Source organism: Mycobacterium sp. E3305, from assembly GCF_001666785.1.
Lineage (GTDB): Bacteria > Actinomycetota > Actinomycetes > Mycobacteriales > Mycobacteriaceae > Mycobacterium.
On sequence record NZ_LZJA01000305.1, the window covers coordinates 1 to 19832 of the forward strand.

Here is a 19832-nt window from a genome sequence, read left to right on the forward strand (position 1 = left end):
GCGTGGTGGCGGCTGACTTTCGGGCTGTCGAGGACGATGTCGTTGTCCGGGAGCCGCCCGATCCGGGTCGCCGCCGCTCGCAGCGGATAACTGCGTCCCGACGTCTCGTGCAGGTAAGCGATCGCCTTCTGCCCGGACACCATGGTGTGTTGTTCGAGCACCGTCACCGTGTCGACGGCGGCGGTCTTGGCGGTTCGTTTCACGTCCAGCGGTTCCTGCCGCAGGATCTGCTCGTTGAGCGACCGCAGCGTCGGGCCCGGATCGATTCCCAGGTCGTCGGCGAGCGTCGTCTTGACGCGTCGATAGGCGGCCAGGGCGTCGGATTGGCGGTCGGTGAGGTAATAAGCCGTGATCAACTGCGCCCACAGCGGCTCGCGATAGGGGTGTTCGGCGGTCAGCGCCTCCAGTTCGGTGATCACGGCGGACGCACGCCCGCACGCGATTTCGGCCTCTGCCTTCGCGCCGTGGACCAGAATCTTTTCCTCGACAAGGGAAGTGGCGAAGGTGTCGACGAACTGGAACTCGCGCAAGTCCTCGAGCACCGGTCCGCGCCATTCCGCCAACGCGGTCGCCAGGTGCCGGCTGGCGTCTTCGAATTTGCCGGTGGCTGCGGCGTGTACACCCGCGGTCTTTTCGGCGATGAAGCGTCCGAGATCGTAAGCGTTTTCGGCGATACTGAGCCGGTATCCCGGCGGCGCCGCCGCCAGCACCACCCGAGGGTCGATGCCGGCGGTGCTGAGCAGCTTGCGCAGATTGGACACATACGAATGGATGCTGGCCCGTGCCCCCGACGGCGGCTCGTCGTCCCATAGGGCCGTGATGAGCCGGTCGACCCCGACCGGACTGTTGTGGTTCATCAACAGCATGGCAAGCACCGCCCGCTGTTTGGGAGTGCCCAAGGCCACCAGGCTGCCGTCGACACTCATCTCCAACGGTCCGAGCAGACCGAGTTCGAGACGTTTGTCCACCATCGCCTATCGGTCCTTCCGGTCCTGCGCAGCGCACCTTTGAGATGTCCTAGCTTGCCATTGTGATATCAATCCCTGCGATTTCGGTAGTGACCCGCGAATTGTGCGTGTTCGACGGCTGGGCGCTGATCGCACCGCGGGTGATGAAAAGCGTTCCCCGCCACAAGGACGTGGGGCGCCTGTCGCGAACGGGTCTGGCGCTCAGGCGAACACGCACAAGGCGGACAAGGTTCCGATCTTGGCCTTTTCGTTGCCTCAATAAATTCTCAACGTGACGTCACAGCGACCCCCGCGTCGGACTAGGCCCTGGTCATGGCGTAGTAGGCGCCCCGCCGGGCCAGCAGCTCGGCGTGGCTGCCCTGTTCGACGATCCGGCCGGCCTCGATCACGACGATGCGGTCGGCGTCCCGGATCGTCGAAAGGCGGTGCGCGATAATGAAACTCGTACGGTCGCGGCGAAGTTCGGACATGGCGCGGGCGATGAGCGCCTCGGTGCGGGTGTCGACGGAGCTGGTCGCCTCGTCCAGGATCAGCAGCCGCGGCCGGGCGAGGAACGCCCGCGCGATGGTGATCAACTGCCTCTCGCCCGCGCTGATGTTGCCGCCGCCTCCGCTGACTCGGGTCTCGTAGCCGGCGGGCAGCGTGTGCACGAACCGGTCGACATAAGCCGCCTGCGCGGCCCGCACCACCTCGTCCGCGCCGGCCCCGGGCCGCCCGTAGGCGATGTTCTCCGCGATCGTCCCGTCGAAGAGCCAGGTGTCCTGCAGGACCATGCCGATCCCCGAGCGCAGCGACTGCCTGCTGACGGTGGTGATGTCGACACCGTCGACCAGGATCCGACCGGAGTCGACGTCATAGAACCGCATGAGCAGGTTCACCAGCGTGGTCTTGCCGGCCCCGGTCGGCCCGACGATCGCCACCGTGCTGCCCGGCTCGGCCACCATCGACAGGTCGTGGATCACCGGGGTGTTCGGGCGGTACCCGAAGGTCACGTGTTCGAACTCGACTCGTCCGGCGCGATGTGTGGCCCCGCTGTCGGCGGTCGGTTCGGGGTCCGCCGTTTCTTCGGGCTCGTCGAGCAGATCGAACACCCGCTCCGCGCTGGCCACGCCGGACTGCAGGGTGTTGTACATCCCGGCGACCTGGCTCAGCGGGGCGTTGAACTGCCGGACGTATTGGATGAAGGCCTGGATGCCGCCCAGGGTGATGTGGCCGGTGGCCACCTGCAGGCCGCCCACCACGGCGACGGCCACGTAGCCCAGGTTGCCGATGAACGACGTCGCCGGTGCCACGAGTCCCGAGAAGAACTGCGCGCCGAAGCTGGCCCGGTAGACGTCGTCGTTGTGGTCGCGGAACTGTTCGCGCGCGGCGGCCTGATGGCCGAACGTCTTGACCACCGTGAAGCCGCTGTACGTCTCCTCGATGTGGGCGTTGAGGCGACCGATGCTCGTCCATTGGGCCACGAACAGGCGCTGCGCGCGCCGCGCGATCGCGCGGGTGGCCACCAGCGACAGCGGCACCGTCGCCACGGCGATCAGGGCCAGCAGAGGCGAGATGGACAGCATCATCGCCAGCACGGCGACGATGGTCAGCACCGACGTGACGAGCTGGCTGATGGTCATGGACAGCGACGACTGCACGTTGTCGATGTCGTTGGTCACCCGGCTCAACAGCTCGCCGCGCTGGCGCCCATCGAAGTACGACAGCGGCAGCCGGTGGATCTTGTCCTCGACGTCGGAACGCAGCGCGACCATGGTGCGCTGCACGGTCACGTTGAGCAGGCGCGCTTGCGCCCAGATCAGCAGCGCGGAAGCGAGATACAAACCCAACGCCAGCACCAGGGTTCGTGCCACCGCGGCGAAGTCCACGCCTCTGCCCGGCACCACGCTCATTCCCGAGAGAAGGTCGGCGAAGGTGTTGTCGCCCCTGGCCCTGGCCGCGGCGACCGCCTGTGCCTTGGTGATGCCCGCGGGGAGCTGACGTCCGATGACGCCGTTGAACAGCAGATCGGTGGCGTGGCCGAGGATTCGCGGAACGACGACCCCGATCACCGTGCCGGTTACGCCGAGGCTGATCACCGCGATGCTCAGCCGGCGTTGGGGCGCAAGCCGTCTCACCAGCCGGGCGGCCGAACCCCAGAAGTCGCGGGAGCGTCCGGCCGGGGCCGGGGTCAAGCCGCGAGTGGCCGTCACGGTCATGGCGCGCCCCCGACTTGGCCCGATCGGACGGCGCTGACCGATTGGGAGTCGGCGAACTCGGCATAGGTGGCGCAGTCGGCGAGCAGCGATTCGTGCGTGCCGGTGCCGACCAGTCTCCCGCTGTCGACGACGATCACCTGGTCGGCCTGGGCGGCGGTCGAAACCCGTTGCGTGACAACGATGACGGTGGACTGACCGGTAATCCGCTTCAGCGATTCGCGCACCCGCGCGTCGGTGTGCACGTCGAGCGCGCCGAACGAGTCGTCGAAGAGATAGATGGCCGGTCGGCGGATGGCCGCCCGCGCGATGGCCAGTCGCTGCCGCTGACCGCCGGAGAAGTTGATTCCGCCCTGAGCCACTCGCATTCTGAGCCCGTCATCGTGTGCGCGCACGAACCCGTCGGCGTCGGCCACGCGCAACGCTTGCCACATCTCGTCGTCGGTCGCGTCCGCCTTGCCATAGCGCAGGTTGTCCGCCACGGTCCCCGAGAACAGGTAGCCGCGCTGGGGAACCAGCCCGATCGCGGACCAGAGCCGCTCGGTGCGGTAATCGCGGACATCGACGTCGTCCACCAGGACGGCGCCGCCGGTGACGTCGTAGAGCCGGCAGATCAGCGACACCAGCGTCGACTTGCCCGAGCCGGTGCTGCCGACGATGGCGGTGGTGGTGCCGGGCCGCGCGGTCAGCGAGATGTCTTGCAGGACGGGCCTGTCGGCGCCCGGATAGGTGAATGTCGCGCCCGCCAGGCGCACCATTCCGGTGATCCCGCCGCGCGGGAACACCGGGCTCCGCGGGTCGTCGACGGCGGCCTCGGTCGAAAGAACTTCGGTGATCCGTTCGGCGCAGACGGAGGCTCGGGGCAGCACCACCAGCGTCATGGTCGCCATCAACACCGCCATCAGGATCTGGGTGAAGTACGCCAGGAACGCGGTCAGCGACCCGACCTGCATCTGGCCGCGATCGATGCGCAGCCCGCCGAACCAGATCAGCGCGACGCTGGACACGTTGACGGTCAGCGTGGTCACCGGCAGCATCAGCGCCTGCCAGTTGCCGGCGGTCAGCGCGGTATCGGACAGCGCGGCGTTGGCCCGGCCGAACCGCTCCCGCTCGTAGCCTTCGCGGGCGAACGCCCTCACCACCCGGATGCCGGACAGCTGGTCGCGCATCACCCGGTTGATGCCGTCGATCAGGCCCTGCATCCTGCGGAACAGCGGGAGCATGTGCGACATCACCCAGTAATTGGCCACAGCCATGATGGGAACGCTGACCAGCAGCAGCCAGGTCAGCGCCGCCTCCTGGTGGATGGCCATCACGATCCCGCCGATGCACATGATCGGCGCGGTGACCAGCACGGTGCTCGAGATCTGAACGAGGTACTGGATCTGGCGGACGTCGTTGGTGCTGCGCGTCAACAACGTGGGCGCGCCGAAGCGGTCCGTCTCGTGTTCGGAGAAGGTGGTGACGTGTTCGAACATCGCGGCGCGCAGGTCGCGACCGAAGCCCATGCCGGTTCGCGAGCCGAAGTACACCGCCGCGATCGCGCACAACACCTGCAGGCCGGTGACCGAGAGCATCACCAGGCCGAGCCTGACGATGGTGGCCGTGTCGCCCTTGGCGACGCCCTCGTCGATGATGGCGGCGTTGACCGTCGGCAGGTACAGCGATGCCAGCGTGCTGATCAGCTGGAGCACCATCAGCGCCGCGACCAGCCGCCGGTACGGCCGGATGTACTGGCGCAGCAGTGCCAGGAGCATTTCGTAACTGTCGCACACGGCGCGTCCCGCGGCCGCCAGCAACCGCCGGATGGGCTAACTCGGCCGCCGCATGCGGTGACGCGACTGAAACGCCTGCTCAGGCGCGTCGGTGGTTGACCTGCTGAGCTGCCGCTACAGTGCATCGTGTGGACCGGCAGCAGGCTGAGAAGAAGCAGGGTAGCGGTGCGGCGTAACTCGAGGGCGCTGGCCGTTGCGGCGACAGCCTTGGCGATCCTGATCCCCACGGTTGCGGCGTGCTCGGATTCCGGGAGCAACAAACCGGGCGCGACGTCGTCGACGGCGCCGGGAAACTCGGAGGGCCACCACGGGCCGATGTTTCCCCAGTGCGGCGGCATCAACGATCAGACCGTGGCGGAGCTGACCAAGGTGACCGGCCTGATCAACACCGCCCGGAACTCCGTCGGTTGCCAGTGGCTGGCCGGTGGCGGCATCCTCGGCCCGCACTTTTCGTTCTCCTGGTATCGCGGCAGTCCCATCGGGCGTGAACGCAAGACCGAGGAGCTGTCGCGCGCGAGCGTCGACGACATCAACATCAATGGCCACGGCGGCTTCATCGCCATCGGGAACGAGCCCAATCTGGGTGACTCGCTGTGCGAGGTGGGCATCCAATTCCAGGACGACTTCATCGAATGGTCTATCAGCTTCAGTCAGAAGCCGTTCCCGCCGCCGTGCGACATAGCCAAGGAATTGGCGCGCCAGTCGATTGCGAACTCCAAATGAGCAGAAGCAGCGTCCGCGCCATTGGCGCCGTCTTGATCACCGCGCTCGTCGTGTTGACCGGATGTTCGAGGTCCGTCGCCGGTAACGCCGTGAAGGCCGGCGGTCCGACGCGTAACAACAACTCCCAGCAGCAGTATCCGAACCTGCTCAAGGAGTGCGAGGTGCTCACCAGCGACATCCTCGCCAAGACGGTGGGCGCGGATCCGCTCGACATTCAGAGCACCTTCGTCGGGGCGATCTGCCGGTGGCAGGCGGCCAACCCGGCCGGCCTGATCGACATCACCCGGTTCTGGTTCGAGCAGGGCAGCCTGAGCAACGAGCGCAAGGTCGCCGATTTCCTCAAGTACAAGGTCGAGACGCGGAACATCGCGGGGATCGATTCCATCGTGATGCGCCCGGACGACCCGAACGGTGCGTGCGGGGTGGCCAGCGACGCGGCCGGCGTGGTCGGCTGGTGGGTCAACCCCCAGGCGCCCGGCATCGACGCGTGCGGTCAGGCGCTCAAGCTGATGGAGCTGACGCTGGCTACGAACTCCTGAGTCAGCGCGGGATTTCGAACCCGATCAGCGCGGCGCGGCCGAGTTCGAGGCCCTTCCATCCGGACGTGACCGTCAGCACGGCGATCGCCGACGTCGGGAACTTGATCGAAATCCGTTCCGCCACGGCAACATCGGTGCCGGCACCGCCGAGGCCGAGTGCCACCGCGGACATCGTCGGCTCGTGACCGACGACAAGCAGCGTCCCGACTTCCTCGCTCACGGCGTTGATTTCCTCGATCATCGTGCCCGGGGTCGCGCCGTAGAGCCGCTCGCTGTACCGCACCGGGGCGTCGATACGCGTGGTGGCCAACGTCTGCCGGGTCCGCGTCGCGGTGGAACACAGCACGGCGTCGATGGCCGGGGCGTTGGCGCGCAGCCAGTCGCCCGCGAGGCCGGCCTCGCGAATTCCTCGCGGCGCCAAAGGCCGCTCGTGGTCGGCGACGCCGGGCGGGTAGTCAGACTTCGCGTGACGCATCAACAACAACGTGCGCTGGTCTTCCACGGGAGTCACGCTAACCCCTACGCGGCGTCGTCGTCATCGTCGTCGTCGTCGTGGAGGAGTTTTTCTCCGGTGGTGGAAGGTGTTGGTGCGGGGTCGGCCGTCGTTGTCGGTGCGCCGGGATTTCGCGTGGTCGGTGACGTGGTGGACTTCGGAGAGGTAGCCGGGCACGATGCAGTCTGAGGATGAGCACGGCTGTGCGTGCCTAGGTTATTGCGGCTCGCAGTGGCGTGCTGTCCTGACTTACCAGTAGTCCGTCCGACGAACGGTCGGATGCGTCGGTTGGAGGGAGTTGCAGGCATATGGGTGTCCAGACTGCGAGTGAGGTGTTCTACGACCCCTACGATGTCGAACTCAACGCCGACCCGTATCCGCTGTTTCGGCGGCTCCGCGAGGAGGCGCCGCTGTCGTACAACGACCAACACGACTTCTACGCGCTGAGCCGATTCGACGACGTGCATGCGGCGCTGAATGACCATGAGACGTTCAGCTCTGCGCGGGGAAACATTCTCGAGTTGATCAAGGCTGACATGCCGATTCCGCCCGGCGTGTTCCTGATGGAGGACCCGCCCCTTCACGACATCTATCGCCAGAGCCTTTCTCGCATGTTCACGCCACGCAAAATGCGCGAGGTCGAGGCCACCGCGCGGCAATTCTGTGCCGAGAGTCTCGATCCGTTCGTTGGTACCGGGGGCTTTGACTTCATCGCCAATTTGGGTGCCGAGATGCCGGTGAGAGTCGTGTGCAGGCTGCTGGGAATTCCCGATGAGATGCGGCAGGAGGTCCTTGACCTCGCCGAAAGTCACGTCAACACCGAGGCCGGCGGACAAATGAAAGCCGCGTCCACAGGGCTGGAAACCGGGCAGTTGTTCGCCGACTACCTCGATTGGCGCGCTGAACATCCCTCCGACGACGTGGTCACCGAATTGCTCAGCGTCGAATTCACCGACCTCGATGGCACCAGACGGGGGTTGACCCGCGAGGAACTGCTGATTTGCATCACGCTGGTCGCCGCGGGCGGCGCCGAGACAACGACCCGGCTAATCGGTTGGGCGGGCAAGGTTTTGGCCGAGCACCCCGAGCAGCGGCGGGAGCTGGTCGCCGATCGCAGCCTGATTGCCGGCGCAATCGAGGAGCTGCTGCGTTTCGAACCCCCCGCGCCACACATCGCGCGCACCCTCACACGCGACGTGGACTACTACGGACAACACGTGCCGGCCGGCAGCATCATGATGTTGCTCGCCGGTGCCGCAAACCGCGACCATCGGCAATTCCCGCCCGATGGCGACGTCTTCGACCTTCACCGCAAAGCCGGAGCCCATGTCGGCTTCGGTGTTGGCGTGCACTATTGCCTGGGAGCATCGTTAGCCCGGATGGAGGGACGCGTGGCGCTCGATGAGGTGCTCAACCGCTTCCCGGAGTGGGACATCGATATGTCTGCGGCACGCATGACCACGACATCGACAGTCCGCGGCTGGGAAACTTTGCCGGCCGTCCTGGCATGAAAAGGTCGCGCCTGGTCTTTGATCCGCGCAAAAATAACCAATCGCGGCGCCATGACTCAACATTCGGTCTTGATGACGTGACCTGGGTAAATTAGCTACGCCCACCTGGCGTACCCAACTACCCTTTCCGACAGATGTGGATCGACCAGCCGTCGGGGTGAGGCAGTCGGCGAGTTCGGCGGGCTGTTCGGGGCGGTAGTCGTTCCGTAGGTGGCCAGGTCGACCCCGACGACCTGGCGGGTTGCGGCATCGACCCAGCCGGGCGGGGGTCGGAAGAACCGGCGGATCACGGCACCTACCCGCCGCCGAGTTTCCCCCCACGCTGGGCGGCCGCGGTGGCCGGCAGGATCGGCGCCGGCGGATCGCCGGTCTGCCCGTGACGCAAAATACCCGCTCGGAGACCTGCCGGGCGAGGTCCCGCGTCTTGTCGGTGCGCGGATTTAAGCTCGCGATGCCCTGGTAATCACGGAGTCCGAAAGGGAGCCGCCGCCATGCGATTCCTGCACACCGCCGACTGGCAGCTCGGCATGACCCGGCACTTTCTCGCCGGTGATGCTCAGCCGCGGTACTCGGCTGCCCGGCGTGACGCGGTGGCCGGCCTGGGGGCGCTGGCGACGGAGGTGGGCGCCGAGTTCGTCGTGGTCTCCGGCGACGTCTTCGAACACAATCAGCTTCCCCCGCAGGTCGTCGGGCAGTCGTTAGAAGCCATGCGCGCCATCGGGATTCCGGTCTACCTGCTACCGGGCAACCACGACCCGCTCGACGCGTCCTCGGTGTACACCAGCGCCCTGTTCACCGCCGAACGTCCCGACAACGTGGTGGTGCTCGACCAGGCCGGCGCCCATCGGGTCAGGCCCGGGCTGGAGATCGTCGCCGCGCCATGGCGATCCAAGGCGCCGACCACCGACCTGGTCGCCGACGTTCTCGAAGGCCTCGCGCCCGAACCGGTCACCCGGATCCTCGTCGCGCACGGCGGGGTCGACGTCCTGGACCCGGACCGGGACAAGCTTTCCCTGATCCGCCTGGCCACCCTCGACCGCGCGCTGGCGACCGGTACGGTGCACTACGTTGCACTGGGGGACAAGCATTCACGCACGAATGTCGGTGACAGCGGCCGGATCTGGTACTCCGGTTCGCCGGAAGTCACCAACTTCGACGACGTGGAATCCGACCCCGGTCATGTCCTCGTCGTGGAGATCGACGAGAGCGACCCGCGTCGCACCGCCTCGGTGGAATCACGGCATGTCGGCCGGTGGCGCTTCGTCACCATGCATCACCAGGTCGACACTCGCCGTGACATCGCCGACCTCGACCTGAACCTTGACCTGATGGCAGACAAGGACCGCACCGTGGTTCGCTTGGCCCTCACCGGATCCCTGACGGTCACCGATCGGGCGGCGCTGGATGCCTGTCTCGACAAGTACGCGCGGTTGTATGCCTGGCTCGGCCTGTGGGAACGCCGCACCGATCTGGCGGTAATCCCGGCCGACGGCGAATTCAGCGATCTGGGTATCGGGGGATTCGCCGCCGCGGCGGTCGACGAGCTGGTGGCGACCGCGCGCGAGCCAGCCTCCGATGCTGCCGCCGACGCGCAGGCGGCGCTGGCGCTGTTGCTACGCCTCACCGACCGGGGCGCCGCATGAAGTTGCACCGCCTGACCCTGACGAATTATCGCGGCATCGCGCACCGGGAGATCGAATTTCCCGACCACGGTGTCGTCGTGCTGTGCGGCGCCAACGAGATCGGCAAGTCGTCGATGATCGAGGCCCTCGATCTGCTGCTGGAGTCCCGGGACCGCTCGACGAAGAAGGAAGTCAAGCAGGTCAAGCCCACCCACAGTGACGTCGGATCCGAGGTTAGCGCCGAATTGAGCTGCGGCCCTTATCGTTTCACCTATCGCAAGCGGTTCCACAAGAAATGCGAAACCGAGCTGACGATCCAGTCGCCGCACCGCGAGCAGCTCACCGGCGACGAGGCGCACGAACGGGTCCGCGCGATGCTGGCCGAGACGGTGGACAGCGATTTGTGGCACGCCCAGCGGGTGCTGCAGTCGGCGTCGACCGCCGCGGTGGATCTCTCCGGTTGCGACGCCCTGTCGCGCGCGCTCGACGTGGCGGCCGGCGACGCCGCGGCGTTGTCGGGCACCGAGCCGTTGCTCATCGAACGCATCGACGCGGAATACGGACGCTACTTCACCCCCACGGGGCGTCCCACCGGGGAATGGGCCGCGGCGATCACCCGCCTGGCCGACGCCGAGGCCGCGGTCGCGGAGTGCGCGGCGGCGGTCGCCGAGGTCGACGAGCGGGTGGGTCGGCACGCGGCCCTGACGCAACAGGTGGCCGACCTGTCCCAGCAGCGCATCGCCGCGCGCCCCCGGCTCACCGCCGCGCAGCAGGCCGCGGAAAAGGTCGCCGAACTCACGGGGCAAGCACGCGAGGCCGAGTTGATCGCGACCGCCGCGGCGGCTACTAGCGCGGCGGCCACCACGGCCCGCACCTCACGTCTGCAGCTTCTCGCCGAAATCGCTACCCGCACAGCGGCTGTCGTGGCTGCCGAGGCACAAGCGAAAGCGGCCGCCGACGCGCGCGCGGCGGCGCGGGCCGAGGCCGAGGCCGCCGAGGCCGCCGCCCGGCAAGCCGCCGAGGCCGTCGCGGATCTGCATCACCGCGCCGAATCCGCCCGCCGCACCGTCACTCAGCTCGCCGACCGCGAGGAGGCCGATCGGCTGAGCGCCCGGTTGGCGAAGATCGACGCGATCCAGCGCGACTGCGAGCAGGTGTCCGCGGAACTCGGCGAGATCGCGCTCACCGAGCAGCAGCTGCGCCGGATCGAGACGGCCGCGTCCGCGGTCGATCGCATCGGCGACCAGTTGGCGTCGACGTCGGCGGCGGTCGAGTTCGCCGCCGCCGCGGACATCGAGCTGTCCATCGATGGCGAACGGGTCGCGTTGTCCGAAGGCCAAACCTGGTCCATCACGACCACCGGGCCCACCGCGGTCGAAGTCCCCGGCGTCCTGACCGCGTGGATCACTCCCGGCGCAACCACCCTCGATGTCCAGGCGAAACACGCTGCGGCGCAAGAGGAGCTGTCCGCCGCGTTGGCCGAGGCGCGGGTGGCCGACCTGGCCACGGCCAGGGCCGCCGATCAGCGTCGCCGCGAACTGGAGGGCAGCCGCGACCAACTGACCGCGACCCTGACCGGCCTGTGCGGGGACGACGAGGTCGACGAGCTGCGTTCGCACCTCGCGCAGCTGCGCTCCGCGCAACCGGCGGACAGCGCGGCTACGGGCATCGGAGCCGCCCGCGACGAGCTTGAAGCGCTTCAGGCGGCTGGCCAGGCCGCGATCGCCGAGTGCGACGACCGACGCCGGATCGCCACCGCCGTCACTGCCCGGCTCACCGAGCTGGCAACCCGCGCAACGGTTCTCGAGGACGCGCTGAAGAACCAGCGTTGCGAACTCGACGCGGCCACCGACCGGCTGGCCCAGGAGCGGGCGTCGGCCGGCGACGACGAACTGGCGTCGGCGGCGGAGACGGCGCTGCGGGCCGCGTTCGCCGCCGAACGTCGGCATGCCGAGCTCGCCGCGGAACTCGCGGCGGCAAGCCCGGACTCGGTGAACGCCGAATTGCGCGCCGCCGTAAAGGAAACGGAAGAACTGCGCGAGCGCTACGAAGAGGCCGCCCGCGCGTTGCGCGAGATCACCATCGAACTGTCGGTGATGGGCAGCGAGGGCCGCCAGGGCAAGCTCGACGCCGCGGAAACCGAACGCGAACACGCCGCCAGTGAGCACATCCGCGTCGGCGGCCGGGCCAGGGCGGCGCGCCTGCTGCGCTCGGTCATGACGCGTCACCGCGACACCACCCGGCAGCGGTACGTCGAGCCCTACCGCGCGGAACTGCAGCGCTTGGGTCGCCCGGTGTTCGGTCCCACGTTCGAGGTCGAGATCGACAGCGACCTCTGCATTCGCAGCCGCACGCTCGACGGAATCACGGTGCCCTACGACTCGCTGTCGGGTGGGGCCAAGGAGCAACTCGGCATCTTGGCGCGGCTGGCCGGCGCCGCCCTGGTCGCCAAGCAGGACGCCGTTCCGGTGGTCGTCGACGACGCGTTGGGGTTCACCGACCCCGATCGGCTGGCAAAAATGGGGGAGGTCTTCGACACGGTGGGCACTCACGGGCAGGTCATCGTCCTCACCTGCAGTCCCGACCGGTACGACGGCGTCAAGGGCGCTCACCGCATCGATCTCAGCGCCTAGCACCGGCGCTGAGCTGCGTCGACCACACCGGACGCGGTGGCCGCCCGCAGGCCCGGCAGAATGGTGTCATGGCGGGCCGACACCGATGACGATGAACGCTAAACGGCGGCGGGTGCAGGAGAAGCTCGCGGCGTTGCCCGGTGTCCGGCCTGTGCGCCGGCCGATCTCGCCGGAGACTAGCGAAGAATTCGACCTGTACTACGTGCGCACCGGCCGCAAGTCGGCGCACCCGCTGGTCATCATCCCGGGCGGTCCCGGGGTGGCGTCGGTGCAGATGTACAAGGGGCTGCGGCGCCGCGCGGCCGCGGCCGGCCTTGACGTCATCATGATCGAACACCGCGGGGTGGGCATGTCGCGGCACGACGACTCCGGTGCGGATCTGCCTCCCGAGGCGATCACCGTGAACCAGGTCGTCGACGACATCGCCGCCGTACTCGACGATGCCCACGTCGAGACCGCCGTCATCTACGGTGCGTCGTACGGCACCTACATCGCCTCCGGGTTCGGCGTGCGCCATCCGGGCCGGGTGCGGGCGATGATCCTCGATTCGCCGCTGCTGTCGCGGCACGACATCGTGATCGTCCGCCGCGCGATTCGCAGGCTGTTGCTCAGGGGTGACAGCCCCGAAACGGCCGCGCTGGCACCGAAAATGCGCAAACTCGTCGACGCCGGCGTGATGACGGCGGCGGCCACCCAGGTGGTCGCGACGATCTACGGTTACGGCGGAGCCGAGCTGCTGGAGCGACAACTCGACCTGCTGCTGGACGGCCGAAAGTTGCTGTGGTGGGCGCTGTCCCGGTTCGCCACCCTGAGCAACCTGCCGTACCGCTACGAGGAAGACCTGGTGAGCCGCATCGCGTTCCGCGAGCTGAACTACGCCGCCGAACCCGACGGGCTACCGCTCGACCCCGCCGTGGCGGAACGCGAAGCACGCACGGAGACAGCCACTTTCGAGGACGAGCCCTATGACCTGGTGGCAGAGATGCCGCATTTCGGCTGGCCTACCGTGGTGGTTTCCGGCGGCCGCGATCTGATCACCCCGCCGGCGGTCGCCGAGCGCGAGGCGGCTCTGCTGCCCAACGTGGTGCTGCTGAAGCTGCCCACCATGGCGCACAGCGCGCTCGACTTCCGCGAGCCCGCCGCGATTGCCATCGCCCGAGCGGTGTGGCGGGGTGAGATCGACGCGCTCGCGGCGAGAGCGCCTGCGCTCGACGCCCTTCCGGCGCGTCCCGAGCTGCGGCTGCTGTGGAAGGCGATCGGGGTCGCCGCGACCGTGGAGGGCGCCCTGCCTATCCCGGCGCGGCTGCGTCGCGGGATCAGCCGCGCATGAATCCGATGGCGGTGTAGCGCAGGTCGCCGAGACCGGCGGCGCCGAAATTGGCCAGCGTGCTGCGCACGGCGACGTCGCCGGGGGATTGGGTCAGCGGCAGGCTGAACCCCTCGGCCCAGATGAGCTTGTCGAGGTCGTTGGCCAGGCCCCGCGCCTTGTCCGGATCGAGTTCTTCCAGCGTCCGCTCGATGGCCTCATCGATCTGGGGGCTGCCGATCTTGCCGAAGTTGCTCTCGCCGGTCGACAGGTAGATCTGGGTGAGCGACGAAAGCGGGAAAGCGTCTCCGAGCCAACCGAATTGGGCGATGTCGAAATCCCCGACGTTGATGTAGTTGGTGAAGAACCCGCTGCCGGACCGGGCCACCAGTTCGAGCTTGACGCCGATCTGCGCCAGACTGTGCTGTGCGATCTGGGCGAACTGCCGGCTGCCCTGGGCGTCATAGAACAGGTCGCGGATGACCAGCTGGCGGCCGTTCTTTTCGCGGAACTGGCCGCCCTGCTTCCAGCCCAGGGCGTCAAGCTCCCGCCGGGCGGCGTCCGGGTCGTAGGGGACCACAGAACTGTTGTCCTGGTAGCCCTTCTGGCCCGCGACATAGATGTGGTTACCCAACGCCACCGGATCACTGGTGAGTCCGTATTGGACGACCTTGGCGATGGTGCGCCGGTCGATGCCCTTGGACACCGCGATGCGCAGCGCCTTGTCGGACAGGATCGACCCGGGCGCGCCGTTGAACGTGAAGTGGGACCACGCCGGGGCGGGGGCGCGGCGGATCGAGATTCCCTTCGTGCGCTGCGCGATGGTCAGCTGGTCGACGGTGCCGACGCCGGACGCGTCGATGGTGTTGTTCTGCAGCGCGGGCAGCCGCGCGGCGTCGTCCAGCACCAGGTAGGTGATGTTGTCCAGGCGTGGGCGGGCGCCCCACCATTTCGGATTGCGGGACAACACGATTCGCTGCGTCGTGCGGTCCAGCGACGTGACGATGAAGGGGCCGGCCGACGGGCCGGGTCCCAAGAGTTGGGCCTTGTTGAACGCCTCGGGTGTGGCCGTCATGCTCTTGGGGAACAGCATGCCGTTACCGGCGAACATGCCGCGCCACTCGGCGTACGGCTTGGCGAAGGTGACCACGGCCTGCCGGTCGTCGACACCCCGGGTGACCGACGCGACGCGGTCGGCGCCGCTGGGGCCGGCGATCTCGAATGTCTTGTCGGCGCCGCTGAGAGCGTGGATCTGGCTGGCGATGTCTTCCCAGCTGATCGGAGTGCCGTCGGACCACACGGCCCGGGGGTTGATGGTGTAGGTCACCACCTGCGGTGCGGTGCCGGTGAGTTCGACGCTGGTGAAGTAGTCGGTATCGACCGTGGTCGATCCGTCGGCGCCGAGGATGAACGCTCGCGGCAGGGTGGCCTTCATCATCGCGGCGACCTCGGCCGAATTACCGTCGATGTGTAGGACATTGAAGTTGGGCGGGAAGTCGCTGAGCGCGAGCCGAAGGCTACCGCCGTCTTGCAGGGTGGCGGGGTCTTGCGGGTTGATATCGCTGGTGCTGCCGATCTGGGCGTGCTGGCCGGTTTGCGGCGCCAAGTTGATGGCCGGCGAGCATCCGGAGATGACAAGCGCCATCGCGACGAGCGCCGTCGTGACCCGCCTAGACACGTTTGCCCGGATTCGGTTGGGGTACCGCGCCCAGCAGTCGCCGGGTGTACTCGTGCTGCGGGTTGCCGAACACTTGCCGGCTGTCGCCCTGTTCCACGATCGTGCCGGCATGCATGACCACCACCTGGTGCGCGAGGTGTTTGACGACCGAAAGGTCATGGGAGACGAAGAGGTACGACAGGGCGAACCGCTCTTGGAGGTCGAGCAGCAGGTTGATGATGCCCGCCTGGATGGAGACGTCGAGAGCGGAGACCGGCTCGTCGAGCGCCAGGATCTTCGGCTGCAGTGCCAGCGCCCGCGCGATGCCGATGCGCTGCTTCTGACCCCCCGAGAACTCGGCGGGATAGCGGGCGGCGTCGGCGCGGCGCAACCCCACGATGTCGAGCAGCTCGGCGACGCGCGCGTTGGTCTCGTCCTTACCGAAGCCGTTGGCTGACAAAGGTTCGGCGAGGAGCTCGAACACGGGCAGCCGCGGGTCCAGTGAGGCCACCGGGTCTTGAAACACCACCTGGATGTCGCGGCGCAAGGATCGCCGGTGCGACGCGCTGAGGGTCGCGACGTCGGCGCCGAGGACTTCGATCGAGCCGGATTGCGGCGCAACGAGTTCCAGGATCTCGTGCAGGGTGGTCGACTTGCCGGAACCGGACTCGCCGACGATGCCCAGGGTGCGGCCCTGCCGCAGTTCGAAGCTGACGCCGTCGACCGCGCGGACCTCACCGACGGTCCGGCGCAACACCACCCCCTTGGTCAGTTGGAACGTCTTGACCAGATCGCGCACGCGGACGATCACCGGCGAGTCGCCGGACGTCACCCCGCGTGCGGAGGTGTTGACACCGTAGATGTCCGCGGCGGTGCGCCCGTTGACCTGGTCGGTGCGGATGCACGCCGCCCGGTGATCCACACCGACCGGCAGCAACTCGGGTTCGGCCGCGCGGCACTCGTCGACGACCAGGGGGCAGCGCGGAGCGAAGGGACAGCCCGGCTCCAGACTCACCAACGACGGCGGCGCGCCGGGGATGGGCACCAACCGGGTGCCCTGCACCGCGTCGAGCCGCGGCACCGAACCCAACAGCCCGACGGTGTAGGGCATCTGGCGATCGCGGTAGAGATCATGCACCCCCGCCGATTCGACGACGCGGCCGGCATACATCACCAGCGCCCGGTCGGCGAACTCGGCGACCACACCCAGGTCGTGGGTGATGATCAGCACCCCGGCGCCGGTGATGTCGCGCGCCGTCTTGAGCACCTCGAGGATCTGCGCCTGCACGGTGACGTCCAGCGCGGTGGTGGGTTCGTCGCAGATCAGCAGGTCCGGGTCGTTGGCGATCGCGATCGCGATCACCACCCGCTGTCGCTCACCGCCGGACAGCTCGTGCGGAAACGCGCGGGCGCGCCGTTCCGGCTGCGCGATGCCGACCAGCTCGAGCAGTTCCACCGCGCGCCGGCGCGCGGCGTTCTTGCCCACGTGCGGCTGGTGGATCTCGATCGCTTCGGCGATCTGGTCGCCAACGGTGTAGACGGGCGTCAGCGCCGACATCGGGTCCTGGAACACCATGCCGACCGTCTTGCCGCGGAAGCGTGACATCGCGTCGTCGCCGAGGCCGAGCAACTCGGTGCCGTGCAATCGCACCGAGCCGCGCACCCGCGCGTACTCGGGCAGCAGGCCCACCGCCGCCAGCGCCGAAACCGACTTGCCCGAGCCGGATTCGCCGACCATGGCCACGACTTCGCCGGGGGCGACGCGATAGCTGATGCCGCGGACCGCGGTCACCGGTTGGCCGTCCGTCGGGAAGCTGACGGCCAGGTCGGTGACCTCCAGCAGCGCGCTCACCGGGCACCACCCCGCAACATGCCGCTGCCGGGGTCGAGCGCGTCGCGCAGGCCGTCCCCGGTCACGTTGGCACACACCAGGATCAACACCAGCACGCCCGCCGGAAACAGGAAGACCCAAGGGAACGTCGTCGCGGACTGGGTGCCGTTGGCGATCAACGTGCCCAGCGAGACGTCCGGCGGCTGGATGCCGAACCCGAGGAAGCTGAGCCCGGTCTCGGCCAGGATGGCCGAGGCGACGTTGAGGGCGGCGTCGATGATCAGGATGGAGGCCACGTTGGGGACCACGTGGCGCAGGATGATGCGGCGGCTGGACACGCCCATGTACCTTGCGGCCCTGATGAATTCGCGTTCGCGCAGGCTCATGGTCATGCCGCGCACCATGCGCGAGCTGATCATCCAGCCGAATCCGGCAAGCAGCAAGACGAGCATCAGGATGTTGGCGGAGCTCTTGGTCCGCGGTGTGACGATGGCGATCAGGATGAAGCTGGGCACCACCAGCAGCAGGTCAACCAACCACATCAGCGCCCGGTCCCGCCAGCCACCGAAGTAGCCCGCGACCGAACCGACGGTGGCGGCGATGCCGGTCGAGATGACGGCCACGCAGACACCGATCAGCATCGACTTCTGCATGCCCCGCAGGATCTGCGCCAGCAAGTCCTGGCCTAGCGCGTTGGTGCCCAACCAGTGCCGGGAATTCGGTGGTTGCAACAACGCGTCGAAGTCGAGGTCGTCATAGGAGTACGGCAGCACCGCAGGCAGCGCGTAGCAGCCGACGAACAGCAGCACGAGCAACGTCAGCGACGCGACCGCCAACCGGTTGCGCACGAACCTGCGCAGCACCAGGGTGCGGCGCGAGGTGAACTCCGCGGCCTTTGGCGTCGGAATCCCCTGGGCGCCATCCACTTTGGCCTCGGATGTCATGACACCCGCACCCGCGGATCGAGGGCCGCGTAGAACACGTCCGAGAGCAGACCCGCCAGCAACACCACCGTGCCGGAGAACAGCGTGATCGCGGCGATGATGTAGGTGTCCTGCGTCGCGATCCCTTGCACCAGCCATTCGCCCATGCCGTGCCAGCCGAAGATCTTCTCGACGAACACCGCGCCGGTGACCAGCCCGGCGACCCCGTAGGCGAACAGGGTGGCCAGCGGGATGAGCGCCGTGCGCAGTCCGTGCTTGACCAGCGCACGCCGGCGGGTGAGCCCCTTGGCGCGCGCGGTGCGGATGAAATCCTGGCCCAGGACGTCGAGCATCGCGTTGCGCTGGTAACGGCTGTATCCGGCGGCGGCCGCCAGCGTCAGCGTGAGCGTGGGCAGGACCAGATGCCGCAACCGGTCCACCAGCTGATGCCAGACGCCGCCGCTCACGCCGGGCGAGGTTTCCCCCGTGTAGTCGAAAAGGTGCACGCCCAGAGCCCAGTTCACCCGCAGCGCGGCAAGGATCAGCAGGTTGGCGATGACGAACGTCGGGGTGCTCAGCACCAGCAGCGCCACCATCGTGACGACGCGGTCGCTGAGTCTGTACTGGCGGATGGCGCCCCAGGCCCCGGCCGCGATGCCCAGGACGGTGCCCGCCAGCGATCCGACGACCAGGAGCCGCAGGGTGACGCCGACCCGGCGCCAGAGCGTGGCACCGACGGGCTGTCCGGTGATGGTCTTGCCGAAGTCGCCGCGCACGGCGTGCGAGGCCCACTGCGCGTAGCGGATCGGTATGGGCTTGTCCAGATTGAGGGAGCGGGCCTTCGCGTCGATCACGGACTGCGGCGGCCGCGGGCTGCGCTGCAACAGGCTGTCCAGCGGCCTGAATGCGACCGACGTCAGGCAGAACGTCAGGAACGAGGCGAGGGCCAGCAGCACGACATAGTTGAGCAACCGGCGCGCCAAGAAACGAATCATCCCCGACCGCACCGCCCGTCTCGCATTGGGACAGGTTAACGAGCCGGGCCCGTACCGGCCGGGTGCGCCGACCGGATCCTTGTGATCGGGCTGATTTTCATGCGTCAATATTCGGTGGCCCGTTGTTAACATCCACCGCGGTGCTGCGACACTCCCGAGGAGGCTGACGTGACGGTTACCGAGGATTACCTGGCCAACAACGCGCAATATGCCAGCACATTCCAGGGTCCGCTGCCGATGCCGCCCGCCAAGCACGTCGCCGTCGTCGCCTGTATGGACGCCCGCCTCGACGTCTACCGCGCCCTGGGTCTCAACGAGGGCGAGGCGCACGTCATCCGCAATGCCGGCGGCGTGGTCACCGACGATGTCATCCGCTCGCTGGCCATCAGTCAGCGGCTGCTGGGAACGCGGGAGATCATCCTTATCCACCACACCGACTGCGGAATGCTCACCTTCACCGACGACGACTTCAAGCGGGCCATTCAAGAGGAGACCGGCGTCAAGCCGGCGTGGGCGGCCGAAGCCTTTCCCGACGTCGCCGAGGACGTCCGGCAGTCGTTGCGCCGCATCGAGAACAGCCCGTTCGTCACCAAACACGAGTCCGCGCGCGGATTCGTCTTCGACGTCGCGACGGGGAAGCTCCAGGAAATCAAGGCATAGC

15 protein-coding genes and 1 pseudogene are annotated in these 19832 nt (G+C 67.8%); 7 read left to right on the forward strand and 9 right to left on the reverse strand.

The window, feature by feature from the left end:
* The 3 genes from A5701_RS26515 to A5701_RS26525 all read right to left on the reverse strand — a co-directional run.
* Positions 1–971, reverse strand: a 971-nt coding sequence (locus tag A5701_RS26515) for a BTAD domain-containing putative transcriptional regulator (RefSeq protein ID WP_067761187.1), incomplete at its 3' end; no start/stop codon positions are given.
* Positions 972–1267: 296 nt separating this feature from the next.
* On the reverse strand, positions 1268–3166 hold the full coding sequence (locus A5701_RS26520) for an ABC transporter ATP-binding protein (protein WP_067761189.1): 1899 nt from the start codon (positions 3164–3166) through the stop codon (positions 1268–1270).
* Positions 3163–4920: an ABC transporter ATP-binding protein gene (locus tag A5701_RS26525; protein WP_067761238.1), complete on the reverse strand. Its 1758-nt coding sequence runs from the start codon at positions 4918–4920 to the stop codon at positions 3163–3165. Before A5701_RS26525 ends, A5701_RS26520 begins: the two co-directional genes overlap by 4 nt.
* A 183-nt stretch (positions 4921–5103) precedes the next feature.
* On the opposite strand from A5701_RS26525, the gene A5701_RS26530 reads away from it, so the two are divergent.
* Both A5701_RS26530 and A5701_RS26535 read left to right on the forward strand, forming a co-directional pair.
* Positions 5104–5661, forward strand: a complete 558-nt coding sequence (locus A5701_RS26530) for a DUF3558 domain-containing protein (RefSeq protein WP_067761192.1) — start codon at positions 5104–5106, stop codon at positions 5659–5661.
* Positions 5658–6200, forward strand: a complete 543-nt coding sequence (locus A5701_RS26535) for a DUF3558 domain-containing protein (protein ID WP_067761194.1) — start codon at positions 5658–5660, stop codon at positions 6198–6200. Before A5701_RS26530 ends, A5701_RS26535 begins: the two co-directional genes overlap by 4 nt.
* A gap of 1 nt (position 6201) precedes the next feature.
* Here A5701_RS26535 and A5701_RS26540 read toward each other — a convergent pair whose 3' ends face one another.
* Positions 6202–6702, reverse strand: coding sequence for a histidine phosphatase family protein (locus A5701_RS26540; protein WP_156670285.1), 501 nt, complete (start codon positions 6700–6702; stop codon positions 6202–6204).
* A 17-nt stretch (positions 6703–6719) separates the two neighbouring features.
* Positions 6720–6891: pseudogene (locus A5701_RS29115) on the reverse strand (hypothetical protein); the annotation flags it as partial.
* A 110-nt stretch (positions 6892–7001) separates the two neighbouring features.
* Here A5701_RS29115 and A5701_RS26545 point away from each other — a divergent pair.
* From A5701_RS26545 to A5701_RS26560, 4 genes are all read left to right on the forward strand, one after another.
* Positions 7002–8204 (forward strand): cytochrome P450, encoded by a 1203-nt coding sequence (locus A5701_RS26545; protein WP_067761196.1) that lies wholly within the window; start codon positions 7002–7004, stop codon positions 8202–8204.
* 491 nt (positions 8205–8695) lie between these two features.
* A complete protein-coding gene (locus A5701_RS26550) occupies positions 8696–9847 on the forward strand; it encodes an exonuclease SbcCD subunit D (protein ID WP_067761199.1) in 1152 nt (383 codons plus the stop codon).
* Entirely contained in the window at positions 9844–12459 is a 2616-nt protein-coding gene (locus tag A5701_RS26555) for an ATP-binding protein (protein ID WP_067761200.1), read from the forward strand. The genes A5701_RS26550 and A5701_RS26555 overlap by 4 nt, the downstream gene beginning before the upstream one ends.
* Before the next feature lie 85 nt (positions 12460–12544).
* Complete coding sequence (locus A5701_RS26560; RefSeq protein ID WP_067761201.1) at positions 12545–13789, forward strand: alpha/beta hydrolase; 1245 nt, start codon at positions 12545–12547, stop codon at positions 13787–13789.
* On the opposite strand, the gene A5701_RS26565 is transcribed toward A5701_RS26560, so the two are convergent.
* Genes A5701_RS26565 through A5701_RS26580 form a run of 4 tightly spaced genes read right to left on the reverse strand, consistent with a single transcriptional unit; the run spans position 13776 to position 19171 of the window.
* Complete coding sequence (locus A5701_RS26565) at positions 13776–15410, reverse strand: ABC transporter family substrate-binding protein (protein ID WP_067761202.1); 1635 nt, start codon at positions 15408–15410, stop codon at positions 13776–13778. The genes A5701_RS26560 and A5701_RS26565 overlap by 14 nt on opposite strands.
* A gap of 25 nt (positions 15411–15435) precedes the next feature.
* On the reverse strand, positions 15436–17274 hold the full coding sequence (locus tag A5701_RS26570) for an ABC transporter ATP-binding protein (protein ID WP_067761205.1): 1839 nt from the start codon (positions 17272–17274) through the stop codon (positions 15436–15438).
* A complete protein-coding gene (locus A5701_RS26575; RefSeq protein WP_067761207.1) occupies positions 17271–18197 on the reverse strand; it encodes an ABC transporter permease in 927 nt (308 codons plus the stop codon). The genes A5701_RS26570 and A5701_RS26575 overlap by 4 nt, the downstream gene beginning before the upstream one ends.
* A complete protein-coding gene (locus tag A5701_RS26580; RefSeq protein ID WP_067761209.1) occupies positions 18194–19171 on the reverse strand; it encodes an ABC transporter permease in 978 nt (325 codons plus the stop codon). Before A5701_RS26580 ends, A5701_RS26575 begins: the two co-directional genes overlap by 4 nt.
* A 168-nt stretch (positions 19172–19339) precedes the next feature.
* On the opposite strand from A5701_RS26580, the gene A5701_RS26585 reads away from it, so the two are divergent.
* Positions 19340–19831: a carbonic anhydrase gene (locus tag A5701_RS26585; RefSeq protein WP_067275944.1), complete on the forward strand. Its 492-nt coding sequence runs from the start codon at positions 19340–19342 to the stop codon at positions 19829–19831.
* Position 19832 lies beyond the last annotated feature (1 nt).

Bases quoted from the DNA above. Each gene is read 5' to 3' on its own strand.
- A5701_RS26520 (WP_067761189.1), bottom strand. From the start codon at position 3,166: ATGACCGTGACGGCCACTCGCGGCTTGACCCCGGCCCCGGCCGGACGC.
- A5701_RS26525 (WP_067761238.1), bottom strand. From the start codon at position 4,920: ATGCTCCTGGCACTGCTGCGCCAGTACATCCGGCCGTACCGGCGGCTG.
- A5701_RS26535 (WP_067761194.1), top strand. From the start codon at position 5,658: ATGAGCAGAAGCAGCGTCCGCGCCATTGGCGCCGTCTTGATCACCGCG.
- A5701_RS26545 (WP_067761196.1), top strand. From the start codon at position 7,002: ATGGGTGTCCAGACTGCGAGTGAGGTGTTCTACGACCCCTACGATGTC.
- A5701_RS26550 (WP_067761199.1), top strand. From the start codon at position 8,696: ATGCGATTCCTGCACACCGCCGACTGGCAGCTCGGCATGACCCGGCAC.
- A5701_RS26555 (WP_067761200.1), top strand. From the start codon at position 9,844: ATGAAGTTGCACCGCCTGACCCTGACGAATTATCGCGGCATCGCGCAC.
- A5701_RS26560 (WP_067761201.1), top strand. From the start codon at position 12,545: ATGACGATGAACGCTAAACGGCGGCGGGTGCAGGAGAAGCTCGCGGCG.
- A5701_RS26565 (WP_067761202.1), bottom strand. From the start codon at position 15,410: ATGGCGCTTGTCATCTCCGGATGCTCGCCGGCCATCAACTTGGCGCCG.
- A5701_RS26575 (WP_067761207.1), bottom strand. From the start codon at position 18,197: ATGACATCCGAGGCCAAAGTGGATGGCGCCCAGGGGATTCCGACGCCA.
- A5701_RS26580 (WP_067761209.1), bottom strand. From the start codon at position 19,171: ATGATTCGTTTCTTGGCGCGCCGGTTGCTCAACTATGTCGTGCTGCTG.